The sequence below is a fragment of the Pelomonas baiyunensis genome (assembly GCF_043555935.1).
Lineage (GTDB): Bacteria > Pseudomonadota > Gammaproteobacteria > Burkholderiales > Burkholderiaceae_C > Pelomonas > Pelomonas baiyunensis.
The window spans coordinates 164253-182816 of sequence record NZ_JBIGIB010000007.1 but is presented as its reverse complement, the minus strand read 5'-3'; the positions used below and the strand labels follow the sequence as shown (position 1 = coordinate 182816).

Genomic DNA, 18564 nt, shown 5'->3' with positions numbered 1-18564 from the left:
GGGAAACACCATCATGGTTGAAATCGAACTCGACGGTCAGAAGGTCTCGGTCCAGGAAGGCAGCATGGTCATGCATGCCGCCGAGAAGGCTGGCACCTACATCCCGCACTTCTGCTACCACAAGAAGCTGAGCATCGCGGCCAACTGCCGCATGTGCTTGGTGGATGTGGAGAAGGCTCCGAAGCCCATGCCTGCCTGCGCCACCCCCGTGACGCAGGGCATGATCGTCCGCACCAAGAGTGACAAGGCGATCAAGGCCCAGCAGGGTGTCATGGAGTTCCTGCTGATCAACCACCCGCTGGATTGCCCGATCTGCGACCAGGGTGGTGAGTGCCAGCTGCAAGACTTGGCCGTGGGCTACGGCGCCAGCAAGAGCCGCTACACCGAAGAAAAGCGCGTCGTCTTCCACAAGAACGTCGGCCCGCTGATCTCGATGGAAGAGATGAGCCGCTGCATCCACTGCACCCGCTGCGTGCGCTTCGGCCAGGAGATCGCCGGCGTCATGGAGCTGGGCATGGCCCACCGCGGCGAGCACAGCGAGATCCAGACCTTCGTCGGCCGCACGGTCGATTCGGAGCTGTCGGGCAACATGATCGACATCTGCCCCGTCGGCGCGCTCACCAGCAAGCCGTTCCGCTACAGCGCCCGTACGTGGGAACTGTCGCGCCGCAAGAGCGTGAGCCCGCACGATTCGACGGGGGCGAACCTCGTGGTGCAGGTGAAGAACCACCAAGTCATGCGCGTCGTGCCGCTCGAGAACGACGATGTGAACGAGTGCTGGATCGCTGACCGCGACCGCTTCAGCTACGAAGCGCTGAACAGCGACGCCCGCCTCACCGCCCCGATGATCAAGCAGGGCGGCGCCTGGAAGCAGGTCGACTGGACGACGGCGCTCGAGTACGTGGCCAACGGCCTGAAGTCCATCAAGCGTGACCACGGCGCGGCGGCCATCGGCGCTCTAGGCTCGGCCCACAGCACCGTCGAGGAGCTGCACCTGCTGAGCGCCATCGTGCGCGGCCTGGGCAGCGACAACATCGACCACCGCCTGCGCCACAGCGACTTCGGCAATGCGGCGGCCGCCGGCGAGGCCCGCTGGCTTGGCTTGCCGATTGCCAAGTTGTCCGAACTGGACCGTGCGCTGGTGATCGGCTCCAACCTGCGAAAGGACCACCCGCTGTTCGCCGCCCGGCTGCGCTTCGCCGCCCGCCGCGGCGCCGCTGTGCACCGCGTGGGCGTCAACAACGACGACTGGCTGATGCCGCTCGGCGCCGGCATCTCGGCCGCTCCGTCGGCCTGGGTGCAGACGCTGGCGGACGTCGCGGCCGCGATTGGCGTCGGCGCACCGCTCGCTGGCACCGCAACGGATGAAGCCAAGGCGATCGCCACGAGCCTGGCTTCAGGTGCCAGCAAGGCCATCCTGCTTGGCAACGCCGCAGCCGAGCACCCTCAAGCGGCCAGCCTGCTGGCCCTGGCGAACTGGATTGGTCAGCAGACCGGTGCCACCGTCGGTTATCTGACCGAAGCCGCGAACACGGTTGGCGCCCAACTCGTGAAGGCCCAGCCGGTCTCCGGCGGCCTGAACGCCGGCCAGATGCTGAACGGCTCGGCCCTGAAGGCCGTCGTGCTGCTGAACACCGACCCGGTGCTCGACTCGGCCAACGCTGCAGCGGCCGCGAAGACGCTGGACGCCGCCGAGATGGTCGTTGTGCTGAGCCCGTTCAAGACCGGCATCGAGTACGCCGACGTGCTGTTGCCGATCGCGCCGTTCACCGAGACCTCGGGCAGCTTCGTCAACGCGGAAGGCCGCCTGCAGAGCTTCGTCGGGGTGGTGCGCCCGCTGGCCGAGACCCGCCCGGCCTGGAAGGTGCTGCGCGTGCTCGGCAACCTGCTCGGCCTCGAAGGCTTCAACCAAGACAGCTCCGAACAGGTCCGCGAACAGGCCCTGTCCGGTGACCTGAGCGCTCGCCTGAACAACGCCACGACGGCCGCACCGGTTGCCGGCGCGCGAGGGGCGGGCGTGGAGCGCTTCGGCAACCTGCCGATCTACGTCTCCGATGCGCTGGTGCGCCACTCGACGTCGCTGCAGTTGACGACCGACGGCCGCGAGGCCGTGACGGTCGGCCTGCCGAAGTCGCTGTGGCAGCAACTCGGTCTGTCTGACGGCGACCTGGTGCGCGTCGTTCAGGACGGTGGCGCCGCCCAACTTCCCGCCCGCTTGGAAGCCGGCCTGCCTGACGGCGTGGCCCGCGTGCCGGCCGGTCTGCCGCAAACCGCCGCGCTGGGTGCCGTGTTTGGCACCGTGAGCGTCAGCAAGGTCTGAGGGAGTTTCAGAACATGATCGAGTCCCTCTACCAGAACGGCGCTTCGCTGCTGGGTGGCCTGTGGCCCCTGGTCTGGAGCCTGCTGAAGATCATCGCGGTGGTTGCACCGCTGATGATCTGCGTCGCTTACCTCACGCTGTGGGAGCGCAAGGCCATTGGCTGGTCGCAGATCCGCCCGGGTCCGAATCGCGTCGGCCCCTACGGCCTGCTGACCCCGATCGCTGACGCGGTCAAGCTGATCTTCAAGGAGATCATCAAGCCGACCGCGGCAAACAAGGGTCTGTTCTTCCTCGGTCCCGTCATGACCATCATGCCGGCGCTGGCCGCCTGGGCCGTGGTGCCGTTCGGCCCGGATGCCGCGGTGGCCAACGTGAACGCTGGGCTGTTGTTCCTGATGGCGATCACCTCGCTCGAGGTCTACGGGGTCATCATTGCCGGTTGGGCGTCCAACTCGAAGTACGCCTTCTTGGGCGCGCTTCGCGCATCGGCTCAGATGGTGTCGTATGAGATCGCCATGGGCTTCGCGCTGGTCATCGTGTTGATGGTGACCGGTAGCCTGAACATGACGACCATCGTCCAAGTGCAGGAAAAGGGCACGTTCGCCACGATGGGCTTGAACTTCCTGTCGTGGAACTGGCTCCCGTTGCTGCCCATCTTCATCGTCTATTTCATCTCGGGCCTGGCCGAAACCAATCGCCACCCGTTCGACGTGGTCGAAGGCGAATCCGAGATCGTGGCCGGTCACATGATCGAGTACTCGGGCATGTCGTTCGCGATGTTCTTCCTCGCCGAGTACGCCAACATGATCCTGGTGTCGGCCTTGGCCGTCGTCATGTTCCTGGGTGGCTGGAGCGCGCCGATTTCCTGGAGCCTGCTGGGCATGGACACGCCGCAGTTCATCCAGAACACGATGGCGTTCTGGAACTGGTTCTGGCTGTTCGCCAAGACCTTCTTCGTGGTCACCATGTTCCTGTGGGTGCGGGCCACGTTCCCGCGCTTCCGCTACGACCAAATCATGCGTCTGGGCTGGAAGATCTTCATCCCCGTGACCCTGGTCTGGCTGGTCGTTGTCGGCCTGTGGATGCAGACCCCCTTCAACATCTGGAAGTAAGCGGATGTCCATCAAAGATTTCGCCAAGAGCTTCCTGCTCACCGAGCTCTTCAAGGGCATGGCCCTGACGGGTCGGCATTTCCTGTCGCGCAACATCACCGTTCAGTTCCCGGAAGAGAAGACGCCGCTGTCGCCGCGCTTCCGCGGCTTGCATGCGCTGCGCCGCTACGAAAACGGTGAAGAACGCTGCATCGCCTGCAAGCTGTGCGAGGCCGTGTGCCCGGCGATGGCCATCACCATCGAGAGCGACGTCCGCGCCGACGGCAGTCGCCGCACGACGCGTTACGACATCGACCTGACCAAGTGCATCTTCTGCGGCTTCTGTGAGGAAAGCTGCCCGGTGGACTCCATCGTCGAAACGAATATCTTCGAATACCACGGCGAGAAGCGTGGTGACCTGTACTTCACGAAGGACATGCTGCTGGCGGTCGGTGACAAGTACGAACCCCAGATCGCAGCCCAGAAGGAGGCCGACGCCAAGTACCGCTGATCGCTGAGGCGCCCTTGGCGCCCTGGCGGTCCGGCTCTCTGGCCTGGATACCCATGGACATCACGACCATCCTGTTCTACGTCTTCTCCGGCATCCTGCTGGTGTCGTCGTTCCGTGTCATTACGGCGCGTAGCACCGTGCATGCCGCGCTCTTCCTGATCCTGTCGTTCTTCACGGCCTCCTGCATCTGGATGCTGCTCAAGGCCGAGTTCCTGGCCATCGCCCTGGTGCTGGTCTACATCGGCGCCGTCATGGTCCTGTTCCTGTTCGTCGTGATGATGCTCGACTTGAACACCGACAGCATGCGTGAGGGTTTCTGGAAGCATCTGCCAGTGGCGGCCGTCATCGGCGCGCTGATCGCCTTCGAGATGGGCATCGTGCTGATGGGCGGCTTCCAGTTGTCTGACGCCCCGGTGGCCACGGCCGCCCAGATTAGTCAGGGCAACACCAAGCTGCTCGGCATCGAGATCTATACGAGCTACCTGTACCCGCTTCAGATTGCGGCTGTGCTGCTGCTGGTGGCCATCGTGGCCGCCATTGCACTGACCCTGCGTCGCCGCAAGGACTCGCGTGCCATGGATGCGTCTGAGCAGGTCAAGGTCACGAAGGCGGATCGCCTGAAGATCGTCAAGATGGCGCCGACTGTTGCGCCCGCTGCACCCACCGAAGGAGGCCAGGCATGATCGGCGCCGCTGGACTGACCCTGGGCCACTTCCTCACGCTCGGCGCGATGCTGTTCGCGCTGTCGGTGATCGGCATCTTCCTGAACCGCAAGAACCTGATCGTGCTGCTGATGGCCATCGAGCTGATGTTGTTGGCCGTCAACCTGAACTTCGTCGCCTTCTCGCACTACCTGGGCGACATGGGCGGCCAGGTCTTCGTGTTCTTCATCCTGACCGTCGCAGCGGCCGAATCGGCCATCGGCCTGGCCATCCTCGTCGTGCTGTTCCGCAACCGCGCCAGCATCAACGTCCAGGAACTCGACGCGCTCAAGGGCTGACCGTACAAGGACACAGGCGAACAAGATGTCTGCACAACTTTCCCAGAACCTGCTGCTGACGGTGCCCCTGGCGCCGCTCGCAGGCGCGATCTCAGCCGGTTTCTTCGGCCGCACGATTGGGCGCCGTGCATCGCACATGGTGACCATCCTTGGCGTGCTCGTGGCTTTCATCATCTCGGCGATGACGCTCTACAGCGTTGCTGTCGACGGTGCCCGGTTCAACGCCACCATCTATGAATGGATGGTGCTCGGCCCGTTGAAGATGGAGGTCGGCTTCCTCGTTGACGGTCTGACGGCCATGATGATGTGCGTCGTGACCTTCGTGTCGCTGATGGTGCACATCTACACCATCGGCTACATGGAAGAAGACGACGGCTACCAGCGCTTCTTCTCGTACATCTCGCTGTTCACATTCAGCATGCTGATGCTCGTCATGAGCAACAACATGCTCCAGCTGTTCTTCGGCTGGGAAGCGGTCGGACTGGTGTCTTACCTGCTGATCGGCTTCTGGTACAAGAAGCAGAGCGCCATCTTCGCCAACATGAAGGCGTTCCTGGTGAACCGCGTCGGCGACTTCGGCTTCATCCTGGGCATTGGTCTGTTGGTTGCCTATGGCGGTTCGCTGAACTACGTCGAAACCTTCGCGAAGAAGGATGCGCTGGCGCAGTTGCTGTTCCCGGGCACTGACTGGGCCTTGTTGACGGTGGCTTGCATCTGCTTGTTCATCGGTGCGATGGGCAAGAGCGCGCAGTTTCCGCTGCACGTCTGGCTGCCCGACTCGATGGAAGGTCCGACGCCAATTTCCGCGCTGATCCACGCTGCGACCATGGTGACGGCGGGCATCTTCATGGTGGCGCGCATGTCGCCGCTGTTCGAACTGACCGACACAGCTCTGAATTTCGTGATGGTCATCGGCTCGATCACGGCGCTGTTCATGGGCTTCCTGGGCATCATCCAGAACGACATCAAGCGTGTGGTGGCCTACTCCACGCTGTCCCAACTGGGCTACATGACGGTGGCGCTCGGTGCGTCGGCGTACTCGGTCGCGGTGTTCCACCTGATGACCCACGCGTTCTTCAAGGCGCTGCTGTTCCTCGGCGCGGGCTCGGTCATCATGGGCATGCACCATGACCAGGACATCCGCAACATGGGCGGCCTGCGCAAGTACATGCCCATCACCTGGATCACGTCATTGCTGGGGTCGCTGGCCCTGATCGGCACGCCGCTGTTCTCGGGCTTCTACTCGAAGGACTCGATCATCGAGGCCGTGCACGCCAGCCACTTGCCGGGCGCCGGTTTCGCGTATTTCGCCGTCATCGCCGGCGTGTTTGTGACGGCCTTCTACTCGTTCCGGATGTATTTCCTGGTCTTCCACGGCAAGGAACATTTCCACCACAAGCCTTTCCCGGGTGAGCACGATCACCACGACGACCATGGCCACGGGCATGACCACACGCCGCATGAGTCGCCCTGGGTGGTCACCGTGCCACTGGTGCTGCTGGCCATTCCGTCCGTCGTGATCGGTTTCCTGGCCATTCAGCCGATGCTGTTCGGAGACTTCTTCAAGGATGCGATCGTGGTCAATCTCCACGCCCATCCGGCGATGGAGGAACTGGCTCATGAGTTCCATGGTGCTGCGGCCATGGCCTTGCACGGCCTGTCGACGCTGCCGTTCTGGCTTGCACTGTCCGGCGTGGTGACGGCGTATGTGTTCTACATGGTGGCACCCAGCATCCCTGCGACGCTGGCCAAGGTGTTGCGCCCGGTCATCGTCATCCTCGAGAACAAGTACTTCATGGACTGGTTCAACGAGAACGTGCTGGCTCGCCTCGCGCGTGGCCTCGGTGTCGGCTTGTGGAAGGCTGGTGACGGTGCGTTGATCGACGGTCTCGTGATCAACGGCTCGGCCAAGACCATCGGAGGCGTGGCCGGCTTGATTCGTCGAATCCAGACGGGTTACTTGTACTGGTACGCCCTAGTCATGATCCTTGGTGTGACTGGTCTGATGACCTGGCAGCTCTGGCCCTACATCAAGCCCCAGTTCAGCGCCCTGTTCGGGTTCTGATCGAGAGGCGGAGAACAAGAATGTTGCTGAGTCTTGCGATTTTTCTGCCCATCGTTTGCGGCGCTTTGCTGTTGGCGTTGGGACGTGACGAACAGGCGGGTTCCGTTCGATGGATGGCCCTGACGGCTGCGGTGGCGAGCTTCCTCGTCACGCTGCCCCTCATCACCGGTTTCGACACCACGACCGCTGCGATGCAGTTCGTGGAAAACCAAGCCTGGATTGAGCGTTTCAACATCCGCTACCACCTTGGCGTGGATGGCATCTCGATGTGGTTCGTGCCGTTGACGGCGTTCATCACCGTCATCGTGGTCATTTCCGCATGGGAGGTGATCGAGACGCGCGTGAACCAGTACATGGGTGCGTTCCTGATTCTGTCGGGCCTCATGGTCGGTGTCTTCAGCGCGCTGGACGGCATGCTGTTCTACGTGTTCTTCGAGGCGACCCTGATCCCGATGTACATCATCATCGGTGTCTGGGGTGGTCCGAACCGGGTGTACGCCGCGTTCAAGTTCTTCCTGTACACGCTGGCTGGTTCGCTGCTGATGCTGATCGCGCTGCTCTACCTGTATTACCAGTCGGCGGGCAGCTTCGACATCCAGACCTGGCACAAGCTGCCGCTCGCGGGCGGTGCACAAACCTGGCTCTTCTTCGCCTTCCTCGCGGCCTTCTCGGTCAAGGTGCCGATGTGGCCGGTGCACACCTGGCTGCCTGACGCGCACGTGGAGGCGCCCACGGGTGGCTCGGTGGTGCTGGCGGCCATCATGCTGAAGCTGGGTTGTTACGGCTTCCTGCGCTTCTCGCTGCCGATTGCTCCGGATGCGGCCCGCCAATGGGCGTGGCTGATCATTGCGATGTCGCTGATCGCGGTTGTGTACATCGGCTTGGTCGCCCTGGTGCAGAAGGACATGAAGAAGCTCGTGGCTTACTCGTCCATCGCGCACATGGGTTTCGTGACGCTGGGCTTCTTCATCTTCAATGAACTGGGCGTGTCTGGCGCTATCGTGCAGATGATTTCGCACGGCTTCGTGTCCGGTGCCATGTTCTTGTGCATCGGCGTGCTGTACGACCGCGTGCACTCCCGTGAGATTGCGTCGTACGGCGGTGTCGTCAACACCATGCCGAAGTTCGCTGCCTTTGCCGTGTTCTTCGGCATGGCGAACTGCGGGCTGCCGGCCACGGCGGGCTTCGTGGGCGAGTGGATGGTGATCCTGGGGACCGTGCAGGCCAACTTCTGGCTGGGCGGCATCGCGGCCACGGCGCTGATTTTCGGGGCGGCCTACACGCTGTGGATGGTCAAGCGCGTCTACTTCGGCGATGTGGCCAATGATGATGTCCGGGCACTGACGGACATCAATGCCCGCGAATTTGTGATGCTGGGCATCCTGGCTGTCGCGACGCTGTACATGGGTCTGTACCCGAAGCCCTTCACCGATGTGATGCACACCTCCGTCACCGAGTTGCTGCGCCACGTGGCGCAAAGCAAGCTGTTGGTCGGTTGATGACGCGCTGAGGCACAAGAATGAACGATATGAACTGGCTCGCCATCTATCCCGAGATCCTCCTGCTGGCCATGAGTTGCGTCGTGGCCCTGGTGGATCTGTGGGTCACGGACGAAGCTCGCCGCCCGACCTACTGGCTCACCCAACTCACGCTGCTGGTGGTGGGTGTGATGCATTTCAGCGATTTCAAGGCGGGTGTCACCACGTACGCCATGCAAGGCATGGTGGTTGCCGACCCCATGGGGCATCTGTTGGCGGGTTTCGCCTGCGTGGCCACGATGATCACGCTGGTCTACGCCCGCCCGTACGCGGCGTCGCGTGACATGCTCAAGGGCGAGTTGTTCATCCTCAGCTTGTTCTCGTTGCTGGGCATCAGCGTCATGCTGTCGGCGAACAACTTCCTGGTGATCTACCTCGGTCTGGAGTTGATGAGCCTGTCGCTGTACGCCCTGGTCGCATTGCGCCGTGACCATGCCGTGTCCACCGAAGCGGCGATGAAGTATTTCGTGCTGGGTGCGCTGGCCAGCGGCTTCCTGCTGTACGGCTTGTCCATGATGTACGGCGCCACGGGCTCGCTCAGCATTCCGGAAGTGTTCAACGTCATCTCCAAGGGCGCGCCGAACCGTGGCGTCCTGGTGTTCGGCGTGGTGTTCGTCGTGGCCGGCCTGGCGTTCAAGCTCGGCGCTGCTCCTTTCCACATGTGGGTGCCGGACGTTTACCAAGGTGCGCCCACGGCCGTCACGCTGCTGATCGGCGGCGCGCCAAAACTCGCTGCGTTCGCCATCACGGTGCGCCTGCTGGTCGAAGGCATGATCGGCTTGGCAGTGGATTGGCAACAAATGCTCATCGTGCTGTCGGCCATGTCGTTGATCGTCGGCAACCTCGCGGCCATTGCGCAGACCAACCTCAAGCGCATGCTGGCGTACTCGACGATCGCCAACATGGGTTTCATGCTGCTGGCCATGACGGCCGGTGTGGTGAACAACAACACCCTGTCGGCGGCCAATGCCTACAGCTCGGCCATGTTCTATGCCGTGACGTACGTGCTGACCACGCTGGGCACCTTCGGCATGGTCATCCTGCTCTCGCGTCAAGGCCACGAAGCCGAGGAAATCAAGGACTTGGCTGGCTTGGCCAAGCGCAGCCCTTGGTTCGCGCTGGTCATGACGATGTTCATGTTCTCGCTGGCGGGTGTGCCGCCGACGGTCGGCTTCTATGCCAAGCTGGCGGTGCTGCAGGCACTGGTGTCCACGCATGTGGACGCCTACCTCTACCTCGCCGTGTTTGCGGTGGTGGTGTCGCTGATCGGTGCGTTCTACTACCTGCGTGTCGTCAAGGTGATGTTCTTCGACGAACCGCAAGACCGCTCGCCGCTCACAGCGCCGACGGACGTGCGTGTGGTCATGTCGCTGAACGGTGCCGCCGTGCTGGTGTTCGGTCTGTTGCCCGGCGGCCTCATGGCGCTGTGCGCCCAGGCCATTGTCAAGGCACTGGCCACCTGATGGCCGTTGAGGCGCGTCTGCGGCAGTTCGTACTGTCGCAGTTGGCGCCTCCCGGCGATGTCGCATCGGCCCGTCCTACCACCTCGCGTCATGGATCCTTCGATCGCCGTTTGGCTGGTGCTGCTCACGGCCGTGGTGGCCGCCAATGCGCCGTACCTGAGTGAACGGCCGCTGTGGGTGGGGCGTCGCTCCGGCAAGAAGTCAGGCTGGTGGCGCTTGTTGGAGTTGGCCTTGATGGCCACGCTGACCTGGGCGGTGGGCAGTGCGCTGGAGGCGCGAATCGGCCAAAGGCACCCCCAAGGGTGGGAGTTCTACGCGGCGGGCCTGTGCTTGTTCGTGACCCTGGGCTTCCCCGGCTTTGTGTGGCGTTACCTGCGCCGCGGTGCGGGGGCAGTGGATGGCTGACGACGCGCACCTGCGCGAGTCCCTGCTGTCGACCGACGAGGTCTACGCCGGCAATTTCCTCAAGGTCCGGCGAGACACCGTCGCCTTGCCCGACGGGCGCACCGCCACACGCGAGTTCATCCGACATCCGGGCGCCGTGATGGTGGTGCCGCTGCTGGACGATGGGCAGTTGTTGCTGGAGCGGCAGTACCGCTACCCCATGGGCCGTGTGATGCTGGAATTTCCGGCCGGCAAACTCGATGCGGGCGAGGCGCCGCTGGCCTGCGGTCAACGGGAGTTGACCGAGGAAACCGGGTACCGGGCCCGCGAGTGGGCCTATGCGGGTGTGCTGCACAACGCAATCGCTTACTCGGATGAAGGCATCCACATCTACTTCGCGCGCGGGTTGACCCCCGGCCCTCGTCACCTGGACGATGGTGAATTCCTGGATTTGGTGACCTACAGTCCCGATGCCTTGGATGCGCTGGCGCGCGACGGCAGCCTCACCGATGCCAAGACCTTGATCGGCCTGCTGTGGTTGCAGCGCTGGCAGCAGGGGGCTTGGCCTCTGGACTGGCACTCGGCCTGAACGCCTTTTTTTGCGCGTGCAGACCCGTTCGCCCGGCATGACGTCTGGCGAGGTCATCAAAACCCCTTACGCTCCGCGGTTTTCTGCCGCCGTTCATTTGCCTGAAGAAAGCACCCCATGAAGCGAGCCACGCCTGCCTTGACCGCCCTGATGTTGGCCCTGGCCTTGACGGCCTGCAGCAAGGGGGGCAAGCCCGAGGACGGCAAGGACGCCGCAGCGAAGACGGCGGCGCCGCTGCTGGTGGCGCCCGAGGATGTGCGCCAGGTGACGCAGAGCGGTCTGATCGGTGCGCCGGTGATCACCGGGGCGATCCAGCCGGCGCGCCGCGCGGATTTGCGGGCCGAAGTGGCCGCCGTGGTGCTGCAGGTGGCCAAGGACAACGGCGAGCGCGTGCGCACCGGTGACCTGATCATTCGCCTGGACCCCACCGCGATCCGCGACAGCCTGACCTCGGCCGAGGAGGCCTTGCGCGCCGCCCAACAAAGCTTTGAGCAGACCGAGCGCGTGCTGGCCCGCCAGCGCACGTTGAACCAGCAAGGCATGATCTCCATGCAAGGCCTGGAAGATGCCGAGGTCCGCCGCAATGCGGCGCAAAGCGAACTGGCGGCCGCCAAGGCCCGCGTGGTCACGGCGCGCCAGCAGGTGTCGCGCACCGAAGTGCGGGCGCCGTTCGACGGCGTGGTCAGCGAACGCAAGATTTCGGTCGGCGATACCGTCCAGGTCGGGCGCGAGCTCATCAAGGTCATCGACCCGAACTCCATGCGGTTTGAAGGCCAGATCTCCGCGGACCGCCTGGGCGAGTTGAAGGTCGGCCAGCCCGTGGCCTTCCGCATCAACGGCTTCGGCGATGCCGAGTTCCGCGGCAAGCTGGCGCGCATTGACGCCGCGGCCAACGCCACCACGCGCCAAGTTGAAGTGGCTGCAGAGTTTGATGACCGCAGCAAGGCGCCCCAAGTGGCGGGCTTGTACGCCGAAGGCCGCGTGGAAAGCGCCGACCGCCGCGCCCTGGTGCTGGCCGAGGGCTCCATCCAGCGGCAAGGTGATGCCGCGTTCGTTTGGAAGCTGGCCGGCTCGCAGTTGAAGAAGGTCACCGTCACGCTGGGTGAGCGAGACGACCGCCGGGGGGAGGTGGTCATCACGTCCGGCCTGGCGCTGGGTGACTCGGTGCTGCGCAACCCGTCGGGCAGCTTGGTCGATGGCGCGACCGTTCAACGCGTGGCGGCAGGCGCTGGTGCGGCCTCGGCCGTGGCAGGCGCGACCCCGGCGGCGCCCGTGGCGTCCAACGCGGCCAGCAAATAAGCAGGAGTCGCCATGTTCCTCTCCAACTTCAGCATCAGCCGGCCGGTAGCCACGGTCGTGCTGGTGATCGGCTTGATGCTGGTGGGCCTGCTGGCGCTGTCCAAGCTCAAGGTCAACCAGTTCCCCGAGGTCGAGCCGCCGGTGCTGGTGGTCAACATCACGTATCCCGGCGCGTCGCCCGAGACGGCGGAGCGCGAGGTGGTGAACCGCATCGAAAAAGCGCTGCAAAGCATTTCGGGTGTGGACCGCACGACCTCCACGTCCCGTGAAGGCGGCGCCACCATCGTGATGTTTTTCGACTTCTCGAAGAACATGATCGAGGCCGCCGACGAGGTGCGCAATGCGATTGCGTCGGTGCGCTACAAGCTGCCGACCGAGATGCGCGAGCCCATCATCACGCGGGCCGACCCCGGGGCGCAGCCGATCCTGCAACTGTCGCTGTCCAGCACCACGCTCACGCACGCGCAGCTCAGCCGCCTCGCGGAAGACAAGCTGGCCGAGCGGTTCCGTGGCGTGGCTGGCGTGTCGTCGGTGGGGGTGAACGGTTCGCTCAAGCGCGAACTGTCCATCCTGCTGCGGGCCGACAAGTTGCGCGAGTTCGGCGTGTCGGTCACCGAAGTGCTGAACGCCGTGCGGGCGCAAAACACCACCGCGCCCGTCGGCAAGGTGCGCGGCCAGCTGGAAGACCAGAGCATCCGCCTGCTGGGCCGCCTGGAGTCGCCGGCCGAGTTCGAGCAGATGATCATCAAGCGCAACGCCGGCATGGTGATCCGCCTGGGCCAGGTGGCCGAGGTGCAAGACGGCTTTGCCGAAATGACGGGCTATTCGCTGCGCAACGGCCGGCCCAACGTGGGCATTTCCATCACCCGCTCGCGCGATGCGTCGACCGTCAGCGTGGCCAACGACGCCCGCAAGCTGGTCAAGGAAATCGAGAAAGAACTGCCCAAGGGCACGACGCTCGAAATCACCCAGGACGGCGGCAAGGACGCCGAGAACAGCTTGCACAACGTGACGGACGCACTGGTGTTCGGTGCAGCGCTGACGATCTTCGTCGTGTACGCCTTCCTGAACAGCTGGCGTTCCACGCTCATCACCGCGCTGTCGTTGCCGACCTCGGTGCTGGCCGCATTCATCGCGGTGTGGCTGATGGGCTTCTCGCTGAACTTCATGAGCCTGCTGGGTCTGTCGCTCGCGATTGGCGTGCTGATCGACGACGCCATCGTGGTGCGGGAAAACATCGTGCGCCACATGGAGCTGGGCAGCGACCGCGTGACCGCGGCGCGCGAGGGCACGGCCGAGATCGGCCTGGCCGTGGCGGCCACCACCTTCGCCATCGTGGCCGTGTTCGTGCCCGTGGCCTTCATGGGCAACGGCCCAGGGCAGTGGTTCAAGCCGTTCGCGCTGACGGTGGTGGCCTCGGTCATCGTGTCGCTCTTGATCAGCTTCACGCTGGACCCGATGCTGTCGGCCTACTGGGGGGACCCTCCGGGCTACCACCACATGCCCAAGAAGGGGCTGGGCAAGCTGCTGGAGCGCTTCAACCATTGGTTTGATGGCGTGGCCAACGCTTACGGCCATGTCATCGCGTGGGCGCTGCATCACCGGCGGTGGATGACGGCATTCGCCGTGCTGAGCTTCGTCGGCGCGATTGCCTTGCAGGTGAAGTTCGGGGGCTCCAGCTTCCTGCCACAGGCGGATGCTGGCTTCCTGGTGATCGACGTGCGCAGCCCGGCGTCCAGCAGCCTAGATTACTCCAAGCTCAAGCTCGACGCGGCCGCTGCACTGGCGGCCACCTTGCCGGAATCCAAGGCCACCACCTCGTACCCGAACGCCAGCGGTGGCCGCATTTATGTGGACATCGGCAAGAGCGTGGAGCGCCAACGCACCGCCGCGCAGGTGGCCACCGACCTGCGGGCCAAGGTCGCCCGCTTGGTGGGGGCGGAGTACGTGGTCCTGGACGACCTGAACAACGGCGCGCAGAAGCCGGTGCAGATCCGCTTCTACGGCACCGATTCGCGCAAGCTGCAGCAGATCACGCAGGACTTCCAGAAGACCATGGCCGGCATCAAGGGTGCTGTGGACATCGGCTATTCCGAGCAAGACCCGCAGAACGAGTTGCAGATCGAACTCGACCGGGGCCTGGCCAACCAGATGGGCATCTCCGTCAACGACGCCGCCCAGGCGCTCCGCGTGGCGTTCGCCGGCGTGGAAGCGGGCGACTGGGTGGACCCGACTGGCGAAACGCGCGACGTGTCCATCCGCCTGCACCCGAAGGACCGCGTGGACGCGGCGAACATCGAGCGACTGCCCATTGCAGTTTCGGGCACCAACCGCATGGTGCCGCTGGACCAGATCGCCAAGGTGACGCTGGGCAAGGGCCCGGGCCAGATTCAGCACGGCGACGGCAAGCGCACCATCACGGTCAGTGCCAACGCGCAGGGCCGCTCGCCGGGTGAGATCACCTCGGAAGCCAAGAAACTGGCGGAAAAGATCGACTTCCCGCCGGGCTTTGGCATCGAGCTGGCCGGCGCTGCGCGCGATCAGCAGGTGGTGTTCACCGCCATGATCACGGCGCTGCTGTCGGGCATCGCGCTGATGTACTTCGTGCTGGTCATCCAGTTCAACAGCTTCACGGCGCCGCTGGCGGTGATGATGTCGTTGCCGCTGTCGCTGATTGGCGTGGTGCTGGCGCTGCTGATCACCGGCGGCACGCTGAACCTCATGAGCCTGATCGGCGTGATCATGCTGATGGGCTTGGTGGCCAAGAACGCCATCCTGCTGCTGGACGCCACGCGCCAGGAAGAGGCGGCCGGCATCGACCGCGAAGAAGCGCTGATGCACGCAGGCCGCAAGCGCTTCCGCCCGATCTTGATGACCACCTTCGCGCTGATTGCCGGCATGTTGCCGGTGGCCATTGGCGTGGGGGAGGGCGGTGAGTTCTACCGCCCCATGGCCGTGGCCATCATCGGCGGCACCATCACGTCCACGCTGCTGACCCTGCTGATCGTGCCGACCTTCTACGACAGCATCGAGGTCACCCGCGACAGCGCGCTGGCCAAGTTCCATCGCCGGTCCGAGCGCTTCACGCCGCTGGGCGGCTTCGTGCTGACGCTGCTGGAGGCGGTGCTGACCCTGGTGTTGGTGCGCCTGGTGTTCCGCCTGGTTATGCGCGTGGTGCGGCGGCCGGCCACGTTGCTTCAGTGGCTGACGCTGGGCTTCGCGTTCAAAGCACCCGCCCGGGGTTGAGCAGGTTGAGCGGGTCCAGCGCCCGCTTGATCGAGCGCATCAGCGCCAGTGCCGTCGGGTCCTTGCGGGCGGCCAGTTCTTCGCGCTTGAGGCGCCCGATGCCGTGCTCGGCCGAAATCGATCCCCCCCGGCGCTGCACCGCGTCGTAGACCTGGGCATTGATGGCCGCCTCGTGCGCGGCCAGGAACGCGGCCGGTGCCACACCCTGCGGGGCCTGCACGTTGTAGTGCAGGTTGCCGTCGCCCAAGTGCCCGAAGTTGATGACTTCAATGCCGCGTTGATAGGCGGTCAGCTGTGCGTCCATCTCGGCCACGAAGCCGGGAATGGCCGACACCGGCAGCGAGATGTCGTGCTTGATGTTCAGGCCCGCCTGGGCTTGCGCCAGCGGGATCGACTCCCTCAGGTGCCAAAACGACTGGGCCTGCTGGAGGTTCTGCGCGATGGCCGCGTCGGTCACGACACCCGACTCCAATGCGCCCTCCAGCAGCCGTTCGAACACACCTTGCGCATGGGCCGCGCTTTCCGCGTCGGAGAGTTCCAACAGCACCGTCCAGGCCGCCGCCGGCAGGGGCTGCGGCAGCGCGGGCAACTCACGCGCCACCAGCGCCAGGGTGGCGCGGCTCATCACCTCAAAGCCGGTCAGCGCGTCGCCCGCCGCAGCCCGTGCGCGGCTCAGCAAGGCCACCGCGGCGTCCAGGCTCGGGCAGGCGGCCAGCGCGGTCAGGCGCTCGCGGGGCTGCGGGTAGAGCTTCACGGTGGCCGCGGTGATCACGCCCAGCGTGCCCTCGCTGCCAATGAACAGGTCTCGCAGGTCGTAGCCGGTGTTGTCTTTGCGCAGGCCCGACAGGCCATGCCACACCTCGCCCTGCGCTGTGACCACCTCCAGCCCCAGGCACAGCTCGCGGGCATTGCCGTAGCGCAGCACCTGGGTGCCGCCGGCGTTGGTGGCCAGGTTGCCGCCCAGCGTGCAGGAGCCCTCGGCCGCCAGGCTCAAGGGAAACAGCCAACCGGCCTGTGCGGCGGCAGCCTGAACCTCGCCCAGCACGCAGCCTGCCTCGGCGGTGAGGCTGGCGTTGGCCCCATCCACCGCTCGGATGCGTCGCATGCGCTGCAGGCTCAGCACCAGTTGCTGCCCGCTGTCGTCGGGGGTGGAGCCGCCCACCAGTCCGGTGTTGCCGCCCTGGGGCACCACGGCCACGCGGTGTTCGTGGCACAGCTTCAGCACCGCGGCCACCTCGTCGGTGCTGGCCGGGCGGGCCACGGCCAGCGCTCGGCCGGGGTAGCGCTTGCGCCAGTCGGTTTCGTAGGCGCTGAGGTCGCCGTCCGTCAGGCAGCCGGCCTCGCCGAGGCGGGCCCGAAGCGCGGCGACGAAGGCGTTCATGCGTCGCGCGCGGCGGCCAGCCGCAGCCGAATTTGCGCGGTGCAGGCGGTGAAGGCGATGACGCTCAGCACCACCTCGCCCAGCGCCAGGGCCTGGCCCATGCCCGGCTCGCTGGTGGCGCGCACCAGGCCTTCCAGCACGTACAGCCAGATGGCCAGGGCCACCCAGCGGTAGGTGTACATGCGGTAGCGCCACAGGCCCAGCGGCGCCGGCAGCAGTGGCAGCACCTTCAGCGCCAACGTGCCGCGGCCAGTGGGCGCCAGCCACAACTCCCAGGCCAGGCACAGCGCGATCAGCGCCACCACACTGGCCAGCGCGAGGTTGCGAGACAGGCGCTCGGCGGCGCGGGGTTCGGTTCTTTCGGGGGCGTGAGGCATAGCTGCGGCATCATAGAAGCCATGCCCCTGAACCCGCCGCGCGCAGACAACCCCGACGCGCCTCTGAACCGCAACCCCATTGCCTTCGCCAGCGACTTCCTGACCGAGCTGCTGGCGTGGCCGTGGTGGCAAACGCTGCACACCTTCCGCCAGCGCTTCCGCGAGGAACGCCTGGGTCTGACGGCCGGCAGCCTGACGTTCACCACGCTGATCTCGCTGGTGCCCCTGCTCACCGTGATGCTGGCGGTGTTCACGGCCTTTCCGATGTTTGCCAACTTCCAGGCGGCGCTGGAGCAGTACTTCCTGAAGAGTTTGATTCCTCCCAACATCGCCAAGCCGGTGCTGGCGGCGCTGACGCAATTTGCAGCGAAGGCCAGCAAGCTCGGCGCGGTGGGCTTGGTGTTTTTGGGCTTCACGGCGCTGGCGCTGATGCTCACCATCGACCGCACGCTCAACGCCATCTGGCGCGTGCAGCGCCCGCGGCCGATGGCGCAGCGGGTGCTGGTGTACTGGGCTGCGCTGACGCTGGGCCCGTTGCTGCTGGGCGGCAGCCTCACGCTCACCAGTTACGCCATCAGCGTGGGCCAGGGCCTGTTCACCAAGCTGCCGGGTGACCTGGCGGCCTTGCTGGGCGGGGTGGACATCGTCCTCTTGGGCCTGGCCGTGGCCGGGCTGTTCCATTACGTGCCCAACACCCATGTGCGCTGGCGGCATGCCTTGCTGGGCGGGGCGTTCGTGTCGGTGGGGTTCTCGCTCGCCAAGTCGCTGTTGGCTTGGTACGTGAAACAGGTGCCCACCTACTCGACGCTGTACGGCGCGTTTGCCACGGTGCCGGTGTTCCTCGTCTGGGTGTACCTGGGGTGGGTGATCGTGCTGCTGGGCGCCATCCTGGCGGCCAACACGCCGGCGCTGACCGGCCGGTTGCACCTGCGCCCGGGCACGCCGGGGCAGCCGTTGGCGCTGGCGCTGGAGGTGCTGCGGGAGCTGTGGCGCGTGCGGGAGGCGGGGCAGCATGGCCTGTCGCACCTGGCGCTGGCCCGCGCACTGCGGGTGGACCCGCTGCAACTGAGCCCCATCGTGGACAAGCTGCTCGCAATGGACTGGGTGGGCCGGCTGGAGGAAGAGGGGGCCCAGCGCTTTGTGCTGCTGTGCGCGCCAGAGAAAGCGCCGGCCGAGCGCCTGCTGGCCGAGTTTCTGGCCGAGCGCCAGGGCTTGCTGGCCAACCTGTGGGCCCACACCGAGTGGTCGCAGCTCACGCTGGAGCGGCTGCTGGTGGCCGAAGCCTGATGGATTCGGCCGT

15 protein-coding genes are annotated in these 18564 nt (G+C 65.2%); 13 read left to right on the top strand and 2 right to left on the bottom strand.

All coding sequences use genetic code 11. The features are described 5' to 3' along the window. Positions 1 to 13 precede the first annotated feature (13 nt). The 12 genes from nuoG (at position 14) to ACG01O_RS21055 (ending at position 15506) form a co-directional block, all read left to right on the top strand. Positions 14 to 2320, top strand: coding sequence for an NADH-quinone oxidoreductase subunit NuoG (gene nuoG / locus ACG01O_RS21110; RefSeq protein WP_394387459.1), 2307 nt, complete (start codon positions 14 to 16; stop codon positions 2318 to 2320). 14 nt (positions 2321 to 2334) lie between these two features. Further along, positions 2335 to 3432: an NADH-quinone oxidoreductase subunit NuoH gene (nuoH, locus tag ACG01O_RS21105; RefSeq protein ID WP_394387457.1), complete on the top strand. Its 1098-nt coding sequence runs from the start codon at positions 2335 to 2337 to the stop codon at positions 3430 to 3432. A gap of 4 nt (positions 3433 to 3436) precedes the next feature. Beyond that, positions 3437 to 3922, top strand: coding sequence for an NADH-quinone oxidoreductase subunit NuoI (gene nuoI, locus ACG01O_RS21100; RefSeq protein WP_088481273.1), 486 nt, complete (start codon positions 3437 to 3439; stop codon positions 3920 to 3922). Between the two features lie 53 nt (positions 3923 to 3975). Continuing rightward, complete coding sequence (locus ACG01O_RS21095) at positions 3976 to 4605, top strand: NADH-quinone oxidoreductase subunit J (protein ID WP_394387455.1); 630 nt, start codon at positions 3976 to 3978, stop codon at positions 4603 to 4605. Next, entirely contained in the window at positions 4602 to 4922 is a 321-nt protein-coding gene (gene nuoK, locus ACG01O_RS21090; protein ID WP_394387454.1) for an NADH-quinone oxidoreductase subunit NuoK, read from the top strand. The genes ACG01O_RS21095 and nuoK overlap by 4 nt, the downstream gene beginning before the upstream one ends. A gap of 25 nt (positions 4923 to 4947) precedes the next feature. Beyond that, a complete protein-coding gene (gene nuoL / locus ACG01O_RS21085) occupies positions 4948 to 6987 on the top strand; it encodes an NADH-quinone oxidoreductase subunit L (protein ID WP_394387452.1) in 2040 nt (679 codons plus the stop codon). A gap of 20 nt (positions 6988 to 7007) precedes the next feature. Next, positions 7008 to 8486 carry an NADH-quinone oxidoreductase subunit M gene (locus ACG01O_RS21080; RefSeq protein WP_394387450.1) on the top strand — a complete coding sequence of 493 codons (1479 nt, stop codon included), beginning with the start codon at positions 7008 to 7010 and terminating at the stop codon, positions 8484 to 8486. Positions 8487 to 8506: 20 nt separating this feature from the next. Further along, positions 8507 to 9988, top strand: a complete 1482-nt coding sequence (nuoN, locus tag ACG01O_RS21075; RefSeq protein ID WP_394387448.1) for an NADH-quinone oxidoreductase subunit NuoN — start codon at positions 8507 to 8509, stop codon at positions 9986 to 9988. A gap of 90 nt (positions 9989 to 10078) precedes the next feature. Further along, complete coding sequence (locus ACG01O_RS21070; protein ID WP_394387446.1) at positions 10079 to 10393, top strand: DUF2818 family protein; 315 nt, start codon at positions 10079 to 10081, stop codon at positions 10391 to 10393. Continuing rightward, positions 10386 to 10961, top strand: a complete 576-nt coding sequence (locus tag ACG01O_RS21065) for an NUDIX domain-containing protein (RefSeq protein WP_394387444.1) — start codon at positions 10386 to 10388, stop codon at positions 10959 to 10961. The genes ACG01O_RS21070 and ACG01O_RS21065 overlap by 8 nt, the downstream gene beginning before the upstream one ends. A gap of 117 nt (positions 10962 to 11078) precedes the next feature. Further along, positions 11079 to 12260 (top strand): efflux RND transporter periplasmic adaptor subunit, encoded by a 1182-nt coding sequence (locus tag ACG01O_RS21060; RefSeq protein WP_394387442.1) that lies wholly within the window; start codon positions 11079 to 11081, stop codon positions 12258 to 12260. 12 nt (positions 12261 to 12272) lie between these two features. After that, the gene (locus tag ACG01O_RS21055) at positions 12273 to 15506 is read left to right on the top strand and encodes an efflux RND transporter permease subunit (protein ID WP_394387440.1); all 3234 of its coding nucleotides are present in this window, start codon (positions 12273 to 12275) and stop codon (positions 15504 to 15506) included. On the opposite strand, the gene ACG01O_RS21050 is transcribed toward ACG01O_RS21055, so the two are convergent. Beyond that, the gene (locus tag ACG01O_RS21050; RefSeq protein ID WP_394387438.1) at positions 15484 to 16887 is read right to left on the bottom strand and encodes an FAD-binding oxidoreductase; all 1404 of its coding nucleotides are present in this window, start codon (positions 16885 to 16887) and stop codon (positions 15484 to 15486) included. The genes ACG01O_RS21055 and ACG01O_RS21050 overlap by 23 nt on opposite strands. Then, positions 16884 to 17264: a DUF2069 domain-containing protein gene (locus ACG01O_RS21045; RefSeq protein WP_394387436.1), complete on the bottom strand. Its 381-nt coding sequence runs from the start codon at positions 17262 to 17264 to the stop codon at positions 16884 to 16886. Before ACG01O_RS21045 ends, ACG01O_RS21050 begins: the two co-directional genes overlap by 4 nt. 21 nt (positions 17265 to 17285) lie before the next feature. On the opposite strand from ACG01O_RS21045, the gene ACG01O_RS21040 reads away from it, so the two are divergent. Then, the gene (locus ACG01O_RS21040) at positions 17286 to 18551 is read left to right on the top strand and encodes a YihY family inner membrane protein (RefSeq protein WP_394387434.1); all 1266 of its coding nucleotides are present in this window, start codon (positions 17286 to 17288) and stop codon (positions 18549 to 18551) included. Positions 18552 to 18564: the final 13 nt, after the last annotated feature.